The sequence below is a fragment of the Pseudomonas laurentiana genome (assembly GCF_014648275.1).
Taxonomy (GTDB): Bacteria; Pseudomonadota; Gammaproteobacteria; order Pseudomonadales; family Pseudomonadaceae; genus Aquipseudomonas; species Aquipseudomonas laurentiana.
In genome coordinates this window covers 1-19,690 of record NZ_BMQU01000006.1, presented here as the reverse complement: position 1 = coordinate 19,690, position 19,690 = coordinate 1, and the positions used below count along the sequence as shown (strand labels likewise).

18 protein-coding genes and 1 pseudogene are annotated in these 19,690 nt (G+C 59.2%); 7 read left to right on the top strand and 12 right to left on the bottom strand.

Annotated features, from left to right (window positions below):
* Window positions 1-81 precede the first annotated feature (81 nt).
* Entirely contained in the window at window positions 82-870 is a 789-nt protein-coding gene (locus IE038_RS07915; protein WP_163934097.1) for an AraC family transcriptional regulator, read from the top strand.
* Between the two features lie 21 nt (window positions 871-891).
* Here IE038_RS07915 and IE038_RS25235 read toward each other — a convergent pair whose 3' ends face one another.
* Both IE038_RS25235 and IE038_RS25230 read right to left on the bottom strand, forming a co-directional pair.
* Window positions 892-1,620, bottom strand: a complete 729-nt coding sequence (locus IE038_RS25235; RefSeq protein WP_438810754.1) for a methyl-accepting chemotaxis protein — start codon at window positions 1,618-1,620, stop codon at window positions 892-894.
* Between the two features lie 129 nt (window positions 1,621-1,749).
* Window positions 1,750-2,838, bottom strand: a pseudogene (locus IE038_RS25230) (cache domain-containing protein); the annotation flags it as partial.
* Window positions 2,839-3,058: 220 nt separating this feature from the next.
* Between IE038_RS25230 and IE038_RS07905 the strand changes: the two are divergent.
* Entirely contained in the window at window positions 3,059-3,940 is an 882-nt protein-coding gene (locus tag IE038_RS07905) for a PA4780 family RIO1-like protein kinase (protein WP_163939481.1), read from the top strand.
* A gap of 6 nt (window positions 3,941-3,946) precedes the next feature.
* Here the strand turns inward: IE038_RS07905 and cueR are convergent, their stop codons facing one another.
* From cueR to IE038_RS07890, 3 genes are read right to left on the bottom strand one after another with little or no spacing between them, the layout of a single operon-like run.
* Complete coding sequence (gene cueR / locus IE038_RS07900) at window positions 3,947-4,348, bottom strand: Cu(I)-responsive transcriptional regulator (protein ID WP_163939484.1); 402 nt, start codon at window positions 4,346-4,348, stop codon at window positions 3,947-3,949.
* The gene (locus IE038_RS07895; RefSeq protein WP_189395424.1) at window positions 4,345-6,747 is read right to left on the bottom strand and encodes a heavy metal translocating P-type ATPase; all 2,403 of its coding nucleotides are present in this window, start codon (window positions 6,745-6,747) and stop codon (window positions 4,345-4,347) included. The genes cueR and IE038_RS07895 overlap by 4 nt, the downstream gene beginning before the upstream one ends.
* A gap of 55 nt (window positions 6,748-6,802) precedes the next feature.
* Window positions 6,803-7,189, bottom strand: a complete 387-nt coding sequence (locus IE038_RS07890) for a hypothetical protein (protein ID WP_163939486.1) — start codon at window positions 7,187-7,189, stop codon at window positions 6,803-6,805.
* 148 nt (window positions 7,190-7,337) lie between these two features.
* On the opposite strand from IE038_RS07890, the gene IE038_RS07885 reads away from it, so the two are divergent.
* Entirely contained in the window at window positions 7,338-7,535 is a 198-nt protein-coding gene (locus tag IE038_RS07885) for a heavy-metal-associated domain-containing protein (protein ID WP_163939488.1), read from the top strand.
* Between the two features lie 119 nt (window positions 7,536-7,654).
* Entirely contained in the window at window positions 7,655-8,836 is a 1,182-nt protein-coding gene (locus tag IE038_RS07880; protein ID WP_189395423.1) for a multidrug effflux MFS transporter, read from the top strand.
* On the opposite strand, the gene IE038_RS07875 is transcribed toward IE038_RS07880, so the two are convergent.
* On the bottom strand, window positions 8,820-8,984 hold the full coding sequence (locus IE038_RS07875; protein ID WP_167524144.1) for a hypothetical protein: 165 nt from the start codon (window positions 8,982-8,984) through the stop codon (window positions 8,820-8,822). The genes IE038_RS07880 and IE038_RS07875 overlap by 17 nt on opposite strands.
* 636 nt (window positions 8,985-9,620) lie before the next feature.
* Here IE038_RS07875 and IE038_RS07870 point away from each other — a divergent pair.
* Entirely contained in the window at window positions 9,621-10,346 is a 726-nt protein-coding gene (locus IE038_RS07870) for an ArsR/SmtB family transcription factor (RefSeq protein ID WP_163939490.1), read from the top strand.
* Between the two features lie 72 nt (window positions 10,347-10,418).
* On the opposite strand, the gene IE038_RS07865 is transcribed toward IE038_RS07870, so the two are convergent.
* The 6 genes from IE038_RS07865 to IE038_RS07840 all read right to left on the bottom strand — a co-directional run bounded on the left by IE038_RS07865 (window position 10,419) and on the right by IE038_RS07840 (window position 16,476).
* Window positions 10,419-11,372 carry an adenosine deaminase gene (locus IE038_RS07865; protein ID WP_189395422.1) on the bottom strand — a complete coding sequence of 318 codons (954 nt, stop codon included), beginning with the start codon at window positions 11,370-11,372 and terminating at the stop codon, window positions 10,419-10,421.
* 133 nt (window positions 11,373-11,505) lie between these two features.
* Window positions 11,506-12,861 (bottom strand): 8-oxoguanine deaminase, encoded by a 1,356-nt coding sequence (locus IE038_RS07860; protein ID WP_163939492.1) that lies wholly within the window; start codon window positions 12,859-12,861, stop codon window positions 11,506-11,508.
* Between the two features lie 120 nt (window positions 12,862-12,981).
* Entirely contained in the window at window positions 12,982-13,668 is a 687-nt protein-coding gene (locus IE038_RS07855) for an SDR family oxidoreductase (RefSeq protein WP_189395421.1), read from the bottom strand.
* A 500-nt stretch (window positions 13,669-14,168) separates the two neighbouring features.
* Window positions 14,169-14,753, bottom strand: a complete 585-nt coding sequence (locus IE038_RS07850) for an IMPACT family protein (protein ID WP_189395420.1) — start codon at window positions 14,751-14,753, stop codon at window positions 14,169-14,171.
* A 9-nt stretch (window positions 14,754-14,762) separates the two neighbouring features.
* Window positions 14,763-15,425 carry a TetR/AcrR family transcriptional regulator gene (locus IE038_RS07845; protein ID WP_189395419.1) on the bottom strand — a complete coding sequence of 221 codons (663 nt, stop codon included), beginning with the start codon at window positions 15,423-15,425 and terminating at the stop codon, window positions 14,763-14,765.
* A 133-nt stretch (window positions 15,426-15,558) separates the two neighbouring features.
* Window positions 15,559-16,476 (bottom strand): LysR family transcriptional regulator, encoded by a 918-nt coding sequence (locus tag IE038_RS07840; RefSeq protein ID WP_189395418.1) that lies wholly within the window; start codon window positions 16,474-16,476, stop codon window positions 15,559-15,561.
* Window positions 16,477-16,590: 114 nt separating this feature from the next.
* Here IE038_RS07840 and aptA point away from each other — a divergent pair, with 114 nt between their 5' ends.
* Window positions 16,591-17,937 carry an omega-aminotransferase AptA gene (gene aptA, locus IE038_RS07835; RefSeq protein WP_189395417.1) on the top strand — a complete coding sequence of 449 codons (1,347 nt, stop codon included), beginning with the start codon at window positions 16,591-16,593 and terminating at the stop codon, window positions 17,935-17,937.
* Between the two features lie 70 nt (window positions 17,938-18,007).
* Entirely contained in the window at window positions 18,008-19,501 is a 1,494-nt protein-coding gene (locus tag IE038_RS07830) for a CoA-acylating methylmalonate-semialdehyde dehydrogenase (protein WP_189395416.1), read from the top strand.
* The last annotated feature ends 189 nt before the right edge of the window (window positions 19,502-19,690 follow it).

Genomic DNA, 19,690 nt, shown 5'->3' with positions numbered 1-19,690 from the left:
AGGCCTGTGGGTATTTTGTAATATGTGACGACAGAGGCTAACCTGCGAGGTCTCTACCGTCTTGCGATACCAGGTCAATCGATGCCGCGTAACGGACAAACTCTCAACCCTCGTCCGATTCCAATGCTGGAGCGCTTGCCGCGGCCGCTGTATGCCCGCGCCGAGAGCCTCAGCGCGGGGTCCTGGACCTCGCGCCATCAACATGATTGGGTGCAGTTCTCCTATGCAATCAGTGGTGTGCTCGGGGTCTATACCGCAGAAGGCAGCTACTTTGCGCCGCCACAGTGGGGCGTCTGGATTCCAGCGGGGGTCGAGCATGAAGTGGTGACGTCGATGCGCGCCGAGATGCGCAGCGTGTACGTACGACGTGAGGAGGCGCAGTGGGCGCCGGAGGGCTGTCGGGTGCTGGCGGTCACGCCACTGGTCCGTGAGTTGATCAAGCAGTTTTGTCAGTTGCCGGTGGAGTACGCCGAAGGCGACAGCCCTGAGGCGCGCCTTGTTCAGGTGTTGCTTGATCAGTTGCAGGGGCTGGCAGAGGTGGGCTTTTCCTTGCCGTTGCCACAGCATCCGCGTTTACGCGCGCTGTGCGACCGTTTGCTTGAGCAGCCGACACAGTCCGACACCCTTGGCCAGTGGGCGGAGCAGTTGAACATGTCGGAGAAAACCCTGACGCGTCTGTTCCAGCGCGAGACCGGCCTGAGTTTTCGTGGCTGGCGCCAGCGGATGCGCCTGCTGTCGTCGCTCAGCGTGCTGGAGCAGGGCGCAGGGGTGACGGAAGCCGCGCTGGGCTGTGGTTATGACTCAACCTCCGCCTACATCGCGGCATTTAAGCGCTTGTTCGGCTTTACCCCGGGGAGCCTGGGCTTGTAGCCGGCTCCCCAAGGCGGAGCATCACGTACGGAAACGGCGCACCAGCGAGTCCAGTTCGTTGGACAACCCCGCCAGGCTTTCAGAGTCATGCCGTGCTGCGTTAGCCAGTTCGGCCACCAGTTGCGCGTCGCCGTGAATCTGACTGATGTGCCGGTTGATGTCCTCGGCGACTTGGTGCTGCTCTTCGGCGGCCGTGGCAATTTGCGTGTTCATGTCGCGGATGACGTCTACCGACTCACGGATCTGCCCGAAGCTGGTTCGCGCCATGCCAATACGGCTGACCGATTGTTGCGACACTTCCAGGCTGGCGTGCATTTGCTGGGCAACCTGGCTGGTGCGTTGCGCCAGGTTTCCGAGCAAGCCATCAATTTCGGCCGTGGAGTCTGCGGTGCGTTTGGCCAGGGCGCGGACTTCGTCGGCCACCACGGCGAATCCTCGACCCTGCTCACCGGCGCGTGCGGCCTCAATGGCGGCGTTGAGTGCCAGCAAGTTGGTCTGTTCGGCAATGGAGCGGATCGTGCCGAGAATCGACTGGATGTCGTTGCTGTCACGCTCCAATTGTTGCATCGACTGTGCCGACTGCTCGATTTCCTGGCTCAGGCGATCCACGCTCTGAACGGCAGCATCGATCTGCTGCTGGCCTTCGCGGGCCTGCTGCTGACCGCTGTCGGCTGATTCGGCGGCCTGGCTGCAGGAGCGTGCAACCTCGTTGGCGGTGGCGACCATTTCATGGAACGCGGTGGACACCATGTCCACGGCTTCGCGCTGACGCCCAGCAGCTTCGACCATGTCACCGGAGACGCGGGTCGAGTTGCTGGAGGTCGTCAGGATTTTTCCGGCGGCCTGGCCGATATGCTGGATCAGGCTGCGGATTGCAGCGAGGAACTGGTTGAACCAGTTGGCCAGTTGAGCGGTTTCATCGCTACCCCGTACTTCCAGGTTGCGGGTCAAGTCGCCTTCGCCTTGGGCAATGCCCTCCAGGCCCAGGCTGACACTGTTGATCGGGCGCACGATCAAGCTCGCGAAGGTCGCACCGACTACGGCGAATACGGCGGCCAGGACCAGGGCAATGGTGGCGATCAACCAGGTCAGCTTTGTCGTGGCGCTCATGACTTCGTCTTGACGGACCAGGCCGATGAAGCTCCAGCCAAGTTGTTCGGCAGGCCAGACGTTGGCCATGTAGCGCACCCCATCAAGCTCCACCTCAACCAGCCCCTTCTCGACTTTGGCCAGTTGTGCATAACCTTCACCGAAAGAGCCCAGTGTCTTGAAATTGTGCTCGGGTTGATGCGGATCGACCAGCACGTTGCCGTTGCGCTCAAGCAGCATCAGGTAGCCACTTTCACCGAGCTTGATCTGCTTGACCAACTCGGTCAGTTGCTTGATCGAAACATCCACACTGACCACGCCGCCAGGCGAACCCAGTTGGTTCGATACGGTGCGTACGGTGCTGAGCAGGACTGCATCGTCAGGTGCCCAGTAATAGGCAGCGGTGCGCAACGTTTTGCCTGGGTTGGCCATCGCAGTCTGGTACCAGGGGCGTTGGCGCGGATCATAGTTGGCCAGTTTCGGATCATCCGGCCAGGAGGCGTATCCACCGTCTTTGACGCCGTAGGAGACATACGCGTAGGCGGGGTGGCTGGCGGCCATGCGGGTGAAGAAGTCGACCAGGCGCTTGTCTTGCTCGCCTTGGGCGATACTGGCGGCATCGGCACTGATGTACTGTTTCAAGCCTGCGCCGGTATCAGTGAACAGGGGTTGAGCTGCCATGTAGTCGATGTTCTGGCTGATGCCATCGAAAAACAGCTGCATGGCATTGGCGACCTGGCGAATCTCACGGTTGCTGCCGTCGACGAATGATTCGCGAGCGTCAGTGCGCAGGTTCAACACCACCAGGGTGGCGACCACTACAATGGGCAAGCCGGCAATGACGGCAAAGGCCAAGGTCAATTTCTGTTTGATGTTCATCCGCGCTCCGAATAATTCTTATAAACACATGAACCTGCTAAAGACTGGATCGGCAGGGCGCAGAAGAAATAAAGTGTCGAAGAAGAAAGCCCCCGTGTTTATTGGCAAAACAGCCGAATCTGACTTTTCGCGGGCGTTTTACTCATAAAAAGAATGGCGGGTCGCGCGGTTTGCCGTTACAAACCTCTATACGCCTCACAAGGAGCCAGAATCAAAGCTGATGAAGACGCCAAAACGGATTGAACCGCTCGTGGAAGACGGGTTGGTCGACGAAGTGTTGCGCCCCCTGATGAGCGGCAAGGAGGCAGCGGTCTACGTGGTTCGCTGCGGTCAGCACCTACGCTGCGCCAAGGTCTACAAAGAAGCGAACAAGCGCAGTTTCCGCCAGGCCGCCGAGTACCAGGAAGGTCGTAAAGTACGCAATAGCCGCCAGGCACGTGCCATGGCCAAAGGCTCGAAGTATGGGCGCAAGGAGGCTGAAGAGGCTTGGCAGAATGCTGAGGTAGCCGCGTTGTTCCGCTTGGCTAGCGCAGGTGTTCGGGTTCCCACGCCCTACGATTTTCTGGACGGTGTCCTGCTGATGGAGCTGGTTACCGATGAACATGGCGATGCCGCGCCGCGCCTCAATGATGTAGAACTTGAGCCTGAGCAGGCCCTTGAGTACCACGCATTTGTCATTCGCCAGATCGTGCTGATGCTCTGCGCCGGGTTGGTGCATGGGGACTTGTCGGAGTTCAACGTGCTGCTTGGGCCTGAAGGGCCGGTGATTATCGACCTGCCGCAGGCGGTGGATGCCGCCGGCAACAACCATGCGTTCAGCATGCTTGAGCGCGATGTCGGCAACATGGCCAGCTACTTTGGGCGTTTTGCGCCCGAGCTGAAGAAAACCCGATACGCCAAGGAAATGTGGGCGCTGTATCAGGCGGGTGAATTGCTGCCTGGCACCGAGCTGAGCGGGCATTTTGCCGAAACCGAGCACAATGCCAATGTGGCCGATGTGATGCGTGAAATCGACGCCGCGCGCGCCGACGAAGCCCGACGTCGCGCAGCGCTTGCACAGGAGGGTATGGAGGCCGAGCCTACCCCGCCCTGGATGCAGTAAGGCAGGTCAGTGGCAGCAACCGCCGGCAGCCAGGTCCTTGAGGATCGGGCAGTCCGGTCGGTCGTCACCCTGGCAGTGGGCGACCAGTTCACTCAGGGTGTCACGCAGGCTGACCAGTTCTTCAATACGGCGATTGAGGTCAGCAATATGCTCATTGGCCAGTGCCTTCACATCGGCACTGGCGCGCTGACGGTCCTGCCAGAGCGTGAGCAGCCGGGCGACTTCCTCAAGTGAGAAACCCAGGTCGCGCGAGCGTTTGATGAAGGCCAGGCTGTGCAAGTCTTCCGGTTGGTAGAGGCGATAGCCACTGCCGCTGCGCAAGGCGGGCTTGAGCAGGCCAATCGACTCGTAGTAACGGATCATCTTGGCGCTCAGGCCTGTGTGGCGGGCGGCTTGACCGATGTTCATGGGGCGTCGTCCTGTTGTCGGATCTCGGGTTTCCAGGTTTTAAGCCACAGTGCGTTGCTGACCACACTGACACTGGACAGGGCCATCGCAGCACCGGCCAGCACCGGGTTGAGCAGGCCGAAAGCCGCCAGCGGAATCCCGATCAGGTTGTAGATAAAGGCCCAGAACAGGTTCTGGCGGATCTTGGCGTAGGTCTTGCGGCTGATCTCCAGAGCCGCTGGTACCAGACGCGGGTCTCCGCGCATCAGGGTTATACCGGCGGCCTGCATGGCCACGTCAGTACCGCCGCCCATGGCAATGCCGATATCTGCCGCCGCCAACGCCGGTGCGTCGTTGATGCCGTCGCCGACCATGGCCACGGTGCCTGTGCGTTTGAGTGCGAGAACGGTCGCGGACTTGTCTGCCGGTAACACTTCGGCATGCACGTCTTCGATGCCCAGCGCCAGTGCTACCACACGTGCGCTGCCACGGTTGTCGCCGGTCAACAGATGGCTGCTGATGCCTCGCTCGCTAAGCTGTTGAACGGCTTGCAGCGCCCCTGGCTTGAGGCTGTCACCAAAGGCCAGCAGGCCCAACACGCGGGGCTGCGGGGCGCGTTCGATCAGCCAGGAAAGGGTCCTGCCTTCTGCTTCCCAATCGTGGGCAGCCTTGGCCAGATCGCCCGGTTGCAAGCCACTTTCATCGAGCAGACGGCGATTGCCCAGCGCCAGCTCACGGCCATCCAGGTTACCGGCAATACCACGTCCGGTCAGTGATTGGCTGGCGCTGACGGGAGGGACATCCAGGTGTTGCTCTTCACAGGCATCGAGGACGGCCTTGGCCAGGGGGTGTTCGCTGCCGCGTTGCAGCGCGCCGGCCAACTGCAGCAACTGCGCCTGATCGCCGACCACTGCTTGGCTGTGGACAATGCGCGGGCTGCCGGAGGTCAAGGTGCCGGTCTTGTCGAAGACCACGCGATTGACTGCATGGGCGCGTTCTAGCGCGTCGGCGTCCTTGATCAGGATACCGTGGCGAGCCGCCACGCCGGTACCGGCCATGATTGCTGTCGGTGTCGCCAGGCCCAGCGCACAGGGGCAAGCGATGACCAGCACGGCGACTGCGTTGATCAGTGCGGTTTCCATGGGGGCGCCAACGATCCACCAACCGGTCAGTGTCGCCAAGGCCAGTAGCAGCACCACGGGTACGAACACCTGACTGACGCGGTCGACCAGTTTCTGGATCGGCGCCTTGGCTGCCTGAGCGTCCTCGACCAGGCGGATGATGCGTGCCAGTACGGTTTCCGTTCCCAGCGCCAGGGTGCGTACCAGCAAACGGCCTTCGCCGTTGATCGCGCCGCCGGTTACTCGGTCGCCGGGTTGCTTGGGCACCGGCAGGCTCTCGCCACTGATCAAGGCTTCATCGGCATGGCTTTGCCCTTCGATCACTTCGCCATCTACGGGGAAGCGCTCCCCCGGCTTGACCATTACCAGGTCATTCAAGCGCAAGGCGCTGATCGGTACATCGCGCTCCTGCCCATCGACTACCTGCAATGCACGTTCAGGGCGCAGTGCTTCCAAGGCGCGGATGGCGCTGGCGGTCTGGCGTTTGGCGCGGCTTTCCAAGTACTTGCCAAGCAGTACCAAGGCGATCACTACCGCTGAGGCTTCAAAGTACAGGTGGGGCATGCTGCCGGGGGTGGTGCGCGCCCACTCATAGAGACTCAGGCCGTAACCGGCACTTGTGCCCAGCGCGACCAGCAGGTCCATGTTGCCTGCCCCGGCACGCACGGCCTTCCAGGCGGCGACATAGAAGCGCGCACCCAGGATGAACTGGACCGGCGTGGCCAAGGCGAACTGTAGCCAGGCTGGCAACATCCAGTGGATACCGAAGGGCTGCAGCAGCATCGGCAATACCAGCGGCAGGGCCAAGCCGACCGCCAGGCCTACGGCCCAACGCTCCTTGCGCAAGCGGCGTTCGGCGATGTCCTCATCGGCCTTGCCGGTCAGTGGCAGGCTCGCAGTGTAACCGGCGCGTTCGACTGCAGCAGTCAATAGCGCCGTATCAATCTTGCCAATCACCTCGACATGAGCGCGTTCGTTGGCCAGGTTGACGCTGACGCGATGAACCCCGGGTACTTTTGCCAGTGCGCGTTCGACCCGACCGACGCAGGACGCGCAGGTCATTCCGCCGATCTGCAGTTCAAGGGTTTGAGTGGGTACGCTGTAGCCCGCATCGGTGACGGCTTCAAGCAATGCTGGCAGGCTTTGCGGTGGTGCAGTGATACGTGCGTGCTCGGTGGCCAGGTTGACACTGACCTGTTCGGCACCCGCAACCTTGCGCAACGCTCGCTCGACCCGACCTGCGCAACTGGCACAGGTCATGCCGACAATCGGCAGGTCGAAGGTGGTAGATTCGGGCATGGGGGCGTTCCTCCTTGGGCGTGCCTCCAGCTTCAACCTTCCTACATGGGTAAGGTCAATAGCCCAGGCTTGCCTTTTTCAGGTAGAGGCCATTCTGATCCACGGCGATTCGGTATTTATTGATCTGCCCGGCCTGCAGGTTCAATTGGGTACTACGCTGATTTTCGATGCCTGGCAGGCAACCGGGAGCTTGCCCAGGCAACAGACGCATGCGAACGGCTACCGGGCCTGCTGGCAGGTTGAACGAAGTCGATTGTTCCTGGAACAACCGGCCTGCCAACTGATCATTAAGGTAAAGACCGATCTCGCAGGTGGTCGCGACCTCCAGGCGTTCCCGGGAAATGATCAGCACGCTATAGTCCGATGGTCCTTCGGCACTGACCTGTGGGGGGAGGCTGAACATCCCCAGCAGGCCGAAAAGGCCCAATGCTGCCCTGCGCATGAGTTGAATCTCCTGAATCGTGAATCGTCAGGAGCGCAGCTTGGCTGAGCCGGGCGCCGATTTCCAGCCCGGCAGCAGATTGAGATGCTTGACCTTGCCATGGTGGCAAGCCTGAGACTGGATCAAAACCTGAACGGAGGCACTCCCGATGCAAGTATTCAATGTTCAAGGCATGACCTGCGGCCACTGCGTCAAGGCCGTTACCCATGCGGTGCAGAATCAGGATCCGACCGCAGTGGTCGAGGTCGATCTGGGCCAGAAACAGGTACGTGTTCAAAGTACCCTGGCCACCTCGAAAATTCTCGAGTTGATCCATGAAGAAGGTTACCAGGCCGAGGTGGCCTGATGAGCAAAAAGGGCGGACGCTGGTTCGCTCTTTTTTTTGCAGCAACAGGCAACAGCGCATCTGTAATGGATCCAGTACGGTTAGACTAGCGAACTTGCTTAGCCTGCTATGGATTTCCGATGAACCTGCGAACCGTTTTGATTCTCGGCGCCCTGAGTGCCTTTGGCCCCTTGGCGATTGATTTCTATTTGCCGGGTTTTCCAGCCATGGCGCAGGCGTTTGCCACCGATGAGAAGCATATCCAGGCAACCCTTGCGGCCTACTTTCTTGGCCTGTCCTTGGGGCAGTTGGCCTATGGACCGGTGGCGGACCGTTTCGGGCGGCGCATTCCTCTGCTGATCGGTCTTGTGTTGTTTACCTTTGCATCCTTGGCCTGTGCATTCGCCCCGACACTGGAGGCCTTGATTGCGGCGCGCTTCGTTCAGGCGCTGGGCGGCTGTGCGGGGATGGTGTTATCGCGGGCGATTGTCAGCGATACGTGCGATGCCGTTGGCTCGGCCAAGGTCTTCTCCCAGTTGATGCTGGTCATGGGGTTGGCACCGATTCTGGCGCCGATGTTCGGTGGGGTGCTGGTCAATCTGCATGGCTGGCAGTCGATTTTTCTGGTGCTGACAGTGTTCAGTGCCGCGTGCACGCTGTCGGTGTTGCTCGGATTGCCGGAGAGCTTGCCTGCGCATCAGCCGCGTCAGCCGTTGTCCGGTGCGTTGCGCCAGTATGGGCGTTTGCTCAACGACCGCGTCTTTCTTGGGCATGCCCTGACCGGCGGCGTCGCCATTGCCGGCATGTTTGCCTACATCGCAGGTTCGCCGTTCGTGTTCATCAAACTCTACGGTGTGCCGGCCGAGCACTATGGCTGGTTGTTCGGCACCAATGCCGCAGGGTTCATCGTGATGGCGCAAGTAAATGCGCGGTTGTTGGCCAGGCGCGGTCCTGCCGCTTTGCTGTCGCGGGCGGTATGGGTGTATGTGACGGCCGGGCTGGTTCTACTGGCGCTCAGCGCCCTGCATCCGGCAGCCCTGTGGCCGTTACTGATACCGTTGTTCATAGGCATTGCCAGCCTGGGCGCGATCGTGCCGAACGCCTCGGCCTGTGCCATGAATGGTCAGGGCGCGCGGGCTGGGAGTGCTTCGGCATTACTGGGTTGCCTGCAGTTCAGTGTGGCGGCAGGTGCTGCGGCGTTGGTCAGTGCACTGGATGATGGCAGCGCAGTGCCGATGGCGCTGGTGATAAGCCTGTGCGGCGTGATGGCCGTGGTGCTCTCGCAGTTGACGCGGAGGCTGATGCTCAACCGAACCGCTTGAGTGGGTGCGGTGCCTGCAGGCGGGTTTGCAGGGTGGCTACGAAGGCGCGTGCTTCGGCCTCGCTGCGAAAACTGACCACGTGCTGGTCGAGTTGAACCTGCCATGGGCTTCCGGGTTTTGTGGCGACCGCTTTGACTAGGATGTTCATCGCACCGACTCCGCTTGGCAAACAACAGGTCGAGTCAGTTTAGCGTTGGTGTGTAGCGGCGGCATGACCTATGTCATCAGACTGACTGGCGGTCATGCCTGTGGTTTGGAAACCTGCTCGCACCGTCTTTTTCTGGCAATGCTACCGGCCCGCTGCGGACGTTAATGTCGTATAGGGCATCACACGGCTCATCTTACAATTCCAGATTATTTATTTGCGGGGTTAATGTACTTGCTGCGTAGGCTTTGTTACGCGACCCGAAAAGCATACTTATTAATTTTAGCGCCGTGAGACATAGTTTGCGGGGGGCAAGGGAGAGTGACTTGAAAATATCGCTTATAACGACCTGCGTTGATTGTGTTCAAGGTTGCGCAAGGCATAGGGCCTTGCTGGCGCAGCATCGGGTTTAAGTGATTTTTGTTTTTATAAGCAGGCTTATACTGGCGTCGTCATCGATTAACAGCATGAGACGCTTCCAGGGCAGGGAACGAACTACGAGTCTCCCATCATGTAATTTCATCGATCTAGTAGTTGTCTGTGAAACAGTCGGCTCTCTGCGCTCAAGGGGGCGGGCATCGCTGTTGATAGTGTCTTGGTCAATTGGCAAAGAGTGACTTTTTCTCAGGGAGTGAAGATATGAAATCTATTTCGAGTATAAGCAAAGTTGCCACCTTGCTGGCCGACCCCAAACGTAGCGCCATGCTCTGGGCGTTGATTGACGGAATGGCTCGGCCTTCGGAAGAGCTGGCTGTCATGGCCGGGCTGACGCCCTCTTCGGCGTGTGCGCACTTGGCCAGGTTGTCGGCCAGTGGTTTGTTAAAACTGGAAGCGCGTGGACGTAAGCGCTATTTCAAACTTGCAACGCCGGAGGTGGGGGCGGCAGTTGAAGCGCTTGCCAGCGTTCAGGTTCTCGGGCTTGAAGTGAAGGGCGGTACGGCCGAGAAAGGCAACTCCAGCATCCCCTTGTCGATGCGTCGGGCACGTTTGTGTGGTGATCACCTGGGGGGAGAGTTGGCGGCTGATCTCTATCAACGGTTGCTTGACTGTGGTTGGCTGGAATGGGTCGAGCAACAGCTTGAAGTGACTCAGGAGGGGCGCACGGAGCTTGCCCGTCTGGGCATCTACATCGAGGCGCTGGCTCAACGACAGCGCAAGATTGGCGTCTCGTGCAATTGTTGCAGTGAGTGGAGTGAGCGTCGTCCGCATCTTGGCGGGGCGTTGGGAAGCAGTTTGTTAAAACTGTTTATCCAGTCTGGTTGGGTTCGCGTGAATGATGATTCGCGCGCCTTGCATATCACCGCAGCCGGTATGCACAAGATTCGTCAGATGGCTCAACCCATCGTGGCCAAGGTGGCTGGCTGAAGGCTATTGTCCGGTAGTGCTGAGCGGCAGTATGGGGTAGGGCTGACCTGTCAGCGCCTACCCCATCCGGGCTCAGGCCTTGATCAGGCGCGCATCCAGGCTGTTCTGCGCCAGGCGACGGGCCTGGTCCTGGGTCATGCCCAAGTGGGTGTACAGGGCATGGAAGTTTTCCGTGACGTAGCCGCCGAAGTAGGCCGGGTCGTCGGAGTTGACCGTGACCTTCACGCCACGTTCAAGCATGTCGAGAATGTTGTGCTGGCTCATGTGGTCGAACACGCAGAGCTTGGTATTGGACAATGGGCAGACGGTCAATGGAATCTGTTCGTCAATGATGCGTTGCATCAACCGCTCGTCCTCGATGGCGCGAACACCATGGTCGATCCGCTGGATTTTAAGCAAGTCCAGTGCCTCCCAGATGTACTCTGGCGGGCCTTCCTCGCCCGCGTGGGCAACGGTCAGGAAGCCTTCGCTGCGAGCGCGGTCGAATACTCGCTGGAATTTGCTGGGGGGGTGGCCGAGCTCTGAACTGTCCAGGCCCACCGCAATGAACGCATCGCGAAATGGCAGTGCTTGATCCAGCGTCTTTTGGGCTTCCTCTTCGCTCAAGTGGCGCAGGAAACTCAGGATAAGGCCGCTGCTGATGCCCAACTGCTGACGACCATCTTCCAGTGCGCGGTGGATGCCGTTGAGTACCACCTCAAAGGGAATGCCGCGGTCTGTGTGGGTCTGCGGATCGAAGAACGGTTCGGTGTGAATCACGTTCTGGGCCTTGCAGCGCTGCAGGTAGGCCCAGGTCAGGTCGTAGAAGTCCTGCTCGGTGCGCAGTACACCAGCGCCTTGATAATAGAGGTCGAGAAATTCCTGCAGGTTGTTGAACGCATAGGCCGCACGGAGGGCTTCGACATCGTTCCAGGGCAGGGCAATCTTGTTGCGTTCGGCCAGTGCGAACAACAACTCGGGCTCCAGCGATCCCTCCAGGTGCAGGTGTAATTCTGCTTTGGGCAGCGCATTAAGCCAGTCGTACATAATCGTTTCTCTTCAGGTACAGATGCCGTCATTCTAGCGTGCCTGCGCTATGCAGGGTTTAGTGATGACGACAGTAATCTCATCAATGGCGCTGGTTGCGCCACTGACGAGAGCGAGCATTGGCTTTGGCTGTTTAGCCTGCCATCAACGCCGTTGCAGCCTGGCGATGATTGGCGATCAGAGCGTTGAGGTCCAGGCCGTCGATGTGCCCATCAATGACGCGCCAGCGGCCACCGACCATGACTCGATCAGCGCGGTCAGCGCCGCACAGCAGCAGGGCTGACAGCGGATCGTGGCTTCCGGAAAATCGCAGTTCGTCGAGTTTGAACAGGGCCAGGTCAGCCTGTTTACCCGGCGCCAGTTCGCCGATGTCGTTGCGTCCGAGCAGTTGTGCCGAGCCTCGGGTCGCCCAGCCCAGTACCCGCTCGGGGGTAATCGCTTGCGCACCGTAGCGCAAGCGTTGCAGGTAGAGGGCCTGGCGAGCCTCCAGAATCATGTTGGAGGCATCGTTGGACGCGGAGCCGTCCACACCGAGCCCGATCGGAGCGCCGGCATTGCTCAGGTCCACGGTCGGGCAGATACCTGATGCCAGACGCATGTTGGAACTCGGGCAATGGCAGATGCCTGTTCCGGCTTCGCCGAGGCGGACGATTTCATCGGGGTTGAAATGAATGCCATGGGCCAGCCAGGTGCGTGGCCCAAGCCAGCCGACGCTGTCGAGGTAGTCGACGGTGCGCAGGCCAAAGCGTTGCAGGCAGAAGTCCTCTTCGTCCAGGGTTTCTGCCAAGTGCGTATGCAGGCGTACATCCAGTTCTGTTGCCAGGCTGGCGCTGGCCTGCATGATTTCTCGGGTGACTGAAAAAGGTGAGCACGGTGCCAGGGCAATCTGGATCTGCGCGCCGTCACCGCGTTCGTGGTAGCTGTGGATAAGTCGCTGGCTGTCCGCCAGGATCACTTCGCCCTGTTGCACGGTTTGCTGTGGCGGCAGGCCTCCATCAGCTTCGCCCAGGCTCATTGAGCCGCGCGTGAGCATTGCACGCATACCCAGTTCACGCACACTTTCGACTTGCACATCGATGGCCTCTTCCAGGCCCTCGGGGAACAGGTAGTGGTGATCGGCTGCCGTGGTGCAGCCCGACAGCAACAGTTCAGCCAGCGCAACCTGGGTGGCCACTTTCAGCCGCTCGGGCGTCAGGCGAGCCCAGACCGGGTACAGCGTCTTGAGCCATGGGAACAGCGGCTGATTGACCACGGGGGCCCAGGCGCGGGTGAGCGTCTGGTAAAAGTGATGATGGGTGTTGATCAGCCCAGGCAGCAGCACATGCTCGCGGGCATCGAAGACGTGATCGCAGGGGGTGGCGGGAGATTGCCCCAAGCCAAGCACTTCATGAATGCGGCCATGTTCGACGACCAGGCCACCACGGGCGTCAAGCGTGTTGGCGGTGAAGATAGCGAGGGGATTTTTCAACCAGATACGGGTCGCAGGCATGGTGCCGGCTCCTCTGAAAGTGGGTTCAGGTTAGCCAGCTCAGTGTTGCCCTGTCTGCTGATCCAGGTCCGCCATGTGGGCGAGACCTGGAGTCTACTGTTTCAGCGACGGTGATTCAATTCACCAGACCAAGGGCTCGCCTTTGTAGTTGATGAAGTGCAGGCCGCCTCGACCACTGTATGCCTTGACCTGATCAACCATGCCACGGGTACTGGTGGCGACATCAATCTCGGCGCCCTCGCCACCCATGTCGGTCTTGACCCAGCCTGGGTGCATGGCCAGCAGTGTCAGGCCGGGGGCGTCCAATGGGCCATAGAAGCTGTTGATCATGGAGTTCAGGGCAGCTTTGCTGGCTTTGTACAACGCCAGTTCTGGTGCATCGGGAATACTGATGCTGCCGAGGATCGAACTCATGAAGGCAATCACGCCACCGTCGGCTTTTACCTGGTTGGCGAAGCGTTGGGCGACACGAATAGGCGCCACCGCGTTGGTCATGAACAATTGGCCGACCTCATCGAGGTTGGCGTGCTCAGCGTTCTGGTTGTCCGGGCCCTTGACGCCGGCATTGATGAACAACAGGTCGAAGGTTTGCCCCTTCAGGCGCTGCTGAAGCGCATCCAGTTGGACGCTGCTGTTCATCTCGAGCGTCTCGACCTGCACGTTCGACACTGCGTTCAGCGCATCGGCTTTATGCGGGTCACGTACGGTGGCCACGACGTTCCAGCCTTCTTCGTTCAGACGCTGCACCAGGCCAAGGCCCAAGCCACGGGAAGCGCCAATGATCAATGCGTTTTTTTGAGAGGTCATGCGGGAGGTTCCTTTCATGGAAGCGTAGGGCATTGCCGCTCACACTGCAGGTTTGAGGGCGTTCACCAATGCGCATATCAATGCTCATTTGGGAATGGTCTTGAAGCATACCCCAGCCTTTAGCCGAGGTGCAGTTCGGTCGCTACGACATGGCGGGTGCCTATGTCATGGCAATGCGCTGAGCTCAAATGATCTGATCAAAAAACAACCAGTCTGCCACAGGCGTGACCGTACAAGCGCTTGGCTAAGGCGTACACGGTTTATCCACAGGTTGCTCCACAGTATCTGTGTGCAAGGCGAAAACAGGGGTATAAGCGTCAGTGGGCAGTCTTCGAATGGCTATAAATCAGCCTAAGCGTCTGATTTTCGGACAATTGAAGCGCTGTCATTAAATATTGATCAAAATATGATCGTTTGCTTGCAGGCCACGTTTTAAAAGGGCTGTAGAGGAATGCTCAGAGCTTATCCACAGTCAGGCCCACAGTGGATGTGGGCAACTGTCAGGTACGCTCCAGCAGGATCCTGCCGCGGCTGAGGTCAGCCAATTGGCGCTGGAGAGGCTCGATGTGCGCTTCGCCAATGGCAATCTGTACGTCGACGCCATTGGCGGTGAATTGCTCATCCAGCACCAGGCCGTCGACTTCTGCGACGCGCAGCTTAAGCAGTGCCAACTCGCTGAACGTGCAACTGCAGCGCAGGTCGACACGACTGACCAGGCGTCTTTTCTCGGCCTGTTGCAGACACTTGTTGGCGCCACCACCGTAAGCCCGCGCCAAGCCGCCGGTGCCCAGTTGAATACCGCCATACCAGCGAATCACCAGCACTACGACCTGGTCGCAGTCCTGTGCCTCGATGGCGGCGAGAATCGGGCGACCTGCGGTGCCACCAGGCTCGCCATCGTCGCTGCTACGGTACTGCTGACCGATTTTCCAGGCCCAGCAATTGTGGGTTGCGGCCAGGTCGCTGTGCCGCTCAATGAATTGTTGGGCCTCTGCGGGGCTGCTGATCGGGCCTGCGAGGGTGATAAAGCGGCTTTTACGGATTTCTTCGCGAAACTCGCAGGTGTCCAACAGGGTTGAAGGCATAAACGGAGTTCAATTGGGAGGTGTCAGGCCACAGCCTTTGAGGATGATGTGGATAAGATTGTTGCTGGCCGCTTCCATGTCTTGTTTGGTCAAGCGGCTACGACCGGTAACCTGGCAGATCTGGGTAGCGAAGTCGGCATAGTGCTGGGTGCTACCCCATAGCAGGAAGATCAGATGGACCGGATCGACCGGGTCCATCTTGCCAGCATCGATCCAGCTCTGGAAGACCGCCGCCCGACCGTTGAACCAGGTGCGGTAGTCCTGGTTGAAGTACTCGCTCAGGCATTGGCCGCCACTGATGATCTCCATGGCGAAGATTCGTGAGGCTTGCGGGTTGCGTCGAGAAAATTCGATCTTCGTGCGGATGTAGTTACTCAGCGCAATGGCCGGATCGTCATCGCTGTTCAGGGCGTTGAAGGTACTGTCCCAGAGTTCGAGGATGTTGCTAAGTACTGCAACGTACAACCCGAGCTTGTTGGTGAAGTAGTAGTGCAGGTTGGCCTTCGGAAGCCCGGCGTTCTGCGCAATGGTATTCATGCTGGTGCCTTTGAAACCGTGACGGGCGAACTCGTCTTCGGCCGCCTTGAGAATGGCTTGCTCGTTCTTTTGGCGGATGCGACCGGCAGGCTTGCCGGAGGCTGTCAGGCGATGCGCAGGAACTTCCAGGGTCATGAGGTGTTTCCGGAAAAGACGAAGTAAAGGCTGTGCAACAGATAACTCAGTCACAGCTATCAGACAAGCATCTGCCCGCTAAAAACGCAATCTTCGTATTTTTTAAGGTGTTTGGTACTGATGTGCCAGCCGTTTAACGGGTTGCGGCAAGGCTTTCCAGAAAACTTTCCAGCACCAGGTGCGGTCGGCGGCCTTTGCGGGTTACCCAGGATAATCCCAGATCGTAAAAGCGCTCGCTGGCTTTGAGGGCTCGCAAGCGTCCCTGTTGCACCCAGAAGCTGGCGTAATGATCGGGCAGGTAGCCGATGTAGCGCCCGGTCAGGATCAGAAAGGCCATGCCCTCGCGGTCTGAAGCACTGGCAGTGCAGTTGAGTGCCTGGTAGTGGGCCTGAATATCGGCTGGCAAGCGAAAGGTTGGGGCGATGGCATCCTGGGTGTTCAGGCGTTCATCGTCGAGCTGATGATCGTCGGCATAGAACAATGGATGACCGACGGCGCAGTAGAGTTGCGAGCGTTCGCTGTACAGCGGCTCGTACTCCAGCCCGGACAGCGGGCTGGTTTGCGGTACCACGCCAACGTGCAGGCTGCCGTCGAGCACGCCTTGTTCCACCTGACTGGGGGCGATCATGCGGATCTGGATGCGTACGTCGGGGCCTCGGTCTTTGAGTTGCGCCAAGGCGTGGGTAATGCGCATGTGCGGAAGGGTAACCAGGTTGTCGGTCAGGCCAATGTTCAGTTCGCCACGCAAATGCTGGTGCAGCCCATTGACCTCAGTGCGGAAACTTTCCAGCGCACTGAGCAACTGCAGGGCGGAGTGATAGACCTCGCGGCCTTCCTCGGTGAGCGAGAAGCCGGCACGACCACGTTGGCACAGGCGTAGGCCCAGGCGCTGTTCGAGGTCGCTCATTTGCTGACTGATTGCCGAGCGGCCGATACCCAGTACGTTCTCGGCTGCCGAGAAACCGCCGCACTCCACGACGCTGCGGTAGATTTTCAGCAAGCGGATGTCGAAATCACTGACTTGGGCGAGTGCTTCCGGGCGACGGCTCATAGTTTAGTACTCGGCTATCTAAAGATTAGAAAAGTTGGCTTTTTCAGACTTTATAGCCATGACAACTTAGCTGCAACAACGCCAATCACCCAATCGCCTTGCGAGGTTTGTCCGATGAACATGCCTGAACACGCACCTAACGGTCTGGCCAGCCAGCTCAAGCTGGATGCGCACTGGATGCCGTATACCGCCAACCGTAACTTCCAGCGTGATCCGCGCCTGATCGTCGCCGCTGAAGGCAGTTACCTGACCGACGACAAGGGCCGCAAGATTTATGATGCCTTGTCGGGCCTGTGGACCTGCGGTGCGGGGCATACCCGCAAGGAAATCCAGGAAGCCGTGTCGCGTCAGTTGGGTGTACTCGACTATTCGCCAGCCTTCCAGTTCGGTCACCCGCTGTCGTTCCAACTGGCCGAGAAGATCACCGACCTGACCCCTGGTAATCTGAACCACGTTTTTTATACCAACTCGGGCTCTGAGTGTGCCGACACTGCGGTGAAGATGGTACGTGCCTATTGGCGCCTGAAAGGCCAGGCAACCAAGACCAAGCTGATCGGTCGTGCCCGTGGCTATCACGGCGTGAACATTGCCGGCACTAGCCTCGGCGGGGTGAATGGCAACCGCAAGATGTTCGGCCAGTTGCTGGACGTCGATCACCTGCCTCACACCGTGCTGGCCAGCAACGCCTTTACCAAGGGCATGCCTGAGGAGGGGGGGATCGCCCTGGCCGATGAGATGCTCAAGCTGATCGAACTGCATGACGCCTCGAACATTGCCGCGCTGATCGTTGAGCCGCTGGCCGGTTCGGCAGGTGTACTACCACCACCGAAGGGCTACCTGAAGCGTTTGCGTGAGATCTGTGACCAGCACAACATTCTGCTGATCTTCGATGAAGTGATTACCGGTTTCGGTCGCATGGGGGCGAATTTTGGCGCCGAGGCCTTTGGTGTTACGCCAGACCTGATGTGTATCGCCAAGCAGGTCACCAACGGCGCCATTCCGATGGGTGCAGTGATTGCCAGCACTGAGATCTACCAGACCTTCATGAACCAGCCGACTCCCGAGTATGCGGTGGAGTTCCCCCATGGTTATACCTACTCGGCGCACCCTGTTGCCTGTGCCGCAGGTATTGCAGCCTTGGACCTGTTGCAGAAGGAAGGTCTGGTTCAGGCTGCCGCCGAGCTGGCGCCGCACTTCGAGAACGTGCTGCACGGCGTGAAGGGTGTGAAGAACATCATTGATATTCGTAACTACGGCTTGGCGGGCGCGATTCAGATTGCTCCGCGTGACGGCGATGCCATCGTTCGTCCTTACGAGGCCGCGATGAAACTGTGGAAAGCCGGCTTCTACGTTCGCTTTGGTGGCGACACCCTGCAGTTCGGCCCAACCTTCAACGCTAAGCCGCAAGAGCTGGACCGCCTGTTCGATGCCGTTGGCGAAGCGCTGAACCAGGTCGACTGAGCCCTTCTATATATAGGTAACTGGCGCGGGCAGCCCCCGCGCCCGGACTATCCCCTTTCTGGAGTTCTGCATGAGCATCGTTCCACATTTGATCAATGGCGACTTGGTGTCCAGCGGCGAACGTACTGCTGATGTCTTCAACCCGTCCACTGGCCAGGTTATCCACAAGGTAGCGTTGGCCAGCAAGGAAACGGTTCAACAGGCTATCGACGCCGCCAAGGCTGCATTCCCGGCCTGGCGCAATACACCGGCGGCCAAGCGCGCTCAGATAATGTTCCGCTTCAAGCAACTGCTGGAAAAGAACGAAGCACGTATCTCTCAGTTGATCAGCGAAGAGCATGGCAAGACGCTGGAAGACGCCGCTGGTGAATTGAAGCGGGGCATCGAGAACGTTGAGTTTGCCTGTGCCGCCCCCGAAGTACTGAAGGGCGAGTACAGCCGCAATGTCGGTCCGAACATTGACGCCTGGTCCGACTTCCAGCCGCTGGGTGTGGTTGCCGGTATCACCCCGTTCAACTTCCCGGCCATGGTTCCACTGTGGATGTACCCACTGGCCATCGTCTGTGGCAACTGCTTCATCCTCAAGCCGTCTGAACGTGACCCAAGCTCGACACTGTTGATCGCTCAGTTGTTGCAAGAGGCCGGCCTGCCTGACGGTGTGCTCAACGTGGTCCACGGCGACAAGGTTGCCGTGGATGCCCTGATTGAAGCACCTGAGGTCAAGGCGCTGAGTTTTGTAGGCTCGACGCCAATTGCCGAGTACATCTATAAAGAAGGCGCTGCCCGTGGCAAGCGCGTGCAAGCACTGGGTGGCGCGAAAAACCATGCAGTGCTGATGCCGGATGCCGATCTGGACAATGCTGTCAGTGCGCTGATGGGGGCTGCTTACGGTTCCTGTGGCGAGCGTTGCATGGCAATCTCGGTTGCCGTTTGTGTCGGTGATCAGGTGGCGGATGCGTTGGTCGCCAAGCTGGTACCTCAGATCAAGGCGCTGAAAATCGGTGCAGGCACTTCCTGCGGCCTGGACATGGGGCCATTGGTTACCGGGCAGCACCGTGACAAGGTGGCGGGCTACGTTGAAGACGGCCTGAAGGCCGGTGCCGAACTGGTCGTTGATGGTCGCGGCCTGAGTGTCGCCGGTCATGAGGAAGGCTTCTTCCTGGGTGGCTGCCTGTTCGACCGCGTGACGCCAGAGATGCGCATCTATAAAGAAGAGATCTTCGGGCCGGTGCTGTGCGTCGTTCGGGTCAACAGCCTCGAGGAGGCAATGCAGCTCATCAACGAACATGAGTACGGCAACGGTACGTGTATCTTTACCCGTGACGGTGAGGCCGCGCGCTTGTTCTGCGACGAAATCGAAGTGGGTATGGTAGGTGTCAACGTGCCGCTGCCTGTGCCGGTGGCTTACCACAGCTTTGGTGGCTGGAAACGCTCGCTGTTCGGTGACCTGCATGCGTATGGCCCGGATGGAGTGCGCTTCTATACCCGCCGTAAGGCAATCACTCAGCGCTGGCCGCAACGCGCCAGTCATGAGGCTTCGCAGTTTGCATTCCCAAGCTTGTAAATGTGAGTAGAAAGAGGGGGAGGCCGTAAGGCCTCCCCCTCTTGTTTTGGTTTGCCTGACCGTGATGCACCGAAACGTTGCAGATAGTCCTTGACGCGCCATTTTATATCTCTATAATTCGCCCCACTTCCGGCGCAGTCGAAACGGAAAACTCCTTGGTAATCAACGAGTTAGAAGTTTCTAGAAGGT

Bases quoted from the DNA above. Each gene is read 5' to 3' on its own strand.
- IE038_RS07915 (WP_163934097.1), top strand. From the start codon at position 82: ATGCCGCGTAACGGACAAACTCTCAACCCTCGTCCGATTCCAATGCTG.
- IE038_RS25235 (WP_438810754.1), bottom strand. From the start codon at position 1,620: ATGGTGTCCACCGCGTTCCATGAAATGGTCGCCACCGCCAACGAGGTT.
- IE038_RS07905 (WP_163939481.1), top strand. From the start codon at position 3,059: ATGAAGACGCCAAAACGGATTGAACCGCTCGTGGAAGACGGGTTGGTC.
- cueR (WP_163939484.1), bottom strand. From the start codon at position 4,348: ATGAACATCGGTCAAGCCGCCCGCCACACAGGCCTGAGCGCCAAGATG.
- IE038_RS07895 (WP_189395424.1), bottom strand. From the start codon at position 6,747: ATGCCCGAATCTACCACCTTCGACCTGCCGATTGTCGGCATGACCTGT.
- IE038_RS07890 (WP_163939486.1), bottom strand. From the start codon at position 7,189: ATGCGCAGGGCAGCATTGGGCCTTTTCGGCCTGCTGGGGATGTTCAGC.
- IE038_RS07885 (WP_163939488.1), top strand. From the start codon at position 7,338: ATGCAAGTATTCAATGTTCAAGGCATGACCTGCGGCCACTGCGTCAAG.
- IE038_RS07880 (WP_189395423.1), top strand. From the start codon at position 7,655: ATGAACCTGCGAACCGTTTTGATTCTCGGCGCCCTGAGTGCCTTTGGC.
- IE038_RS07875 (WP_167524144.1), bottom strand. From the start codon at position 8,984: ATGAACATCCTAGTCAAAGCGGTCGCCACAAAACCCGGAAGCCCATGG.
- IE038_RS07870 (WP_163939490.1), top strand. From the start codon at position 9,621: ATGAAATCTATTTCGAGTATAAGCAAAGTTGCCACCTTGCTGGCCGAC.
- IE038_RS07865 (WP_189395422.1), bottom strand. From the start codon at position 11,372: ATGTACGACTGGCTTAATGCGCTGCCCAAAGCAGAATTACACCTGCAC.
- IE038_RS07860 (WP_163939492.1), bottom strand. From the start codon at position 12,861: ATGCCTGCGACCCGTATCTGGTTGAAAAATCCCCTCGCTATCTTCACC.
- IE038_RS07855 (WP_189395421.1), bottom strand. From the start codon at position 13,668: ATGACCTCTCAAAAAAACGCATTGATCATTGGCGCTTCCCGTGGCTTG.
- IE038_RS07850 (WP_189395420.1), bottom strand. From the start codon at position 14,753: ATGCCTTCAACCCTGTTGGACACCTGCGAGTTTCGCGAAGAAATCCGT.
- IE038_RS07845 (WP_189395419.1), bottom strand. From the start codon at position 15,425: ATGACCCTGGAAGTTCCTGCGCATCGCCTGACAGCCTCCGGCAAGCCT.
- IE038_RS07840 (WP_189395418.1), bottom strand. From the start codon at position 16,476: ATGAGCCGTCGCCCGGAAGCACTCGCCCAAGTCAGTGATTTCGACATC.
- aptA (WP_189395417.1), top strand. From the start codon at position 16,591: ATGAACATGCCTGAACACGCACCTAACGGTCTGGCCAGCCAGCTCAAG.
- IE038_RS07830 (WP_189395416.1), top strand. From the start codon at position 18,008: ATGAGCATCGTTCCACATTTGATCAATGGCGACTTGGTGTCCAGCGGC.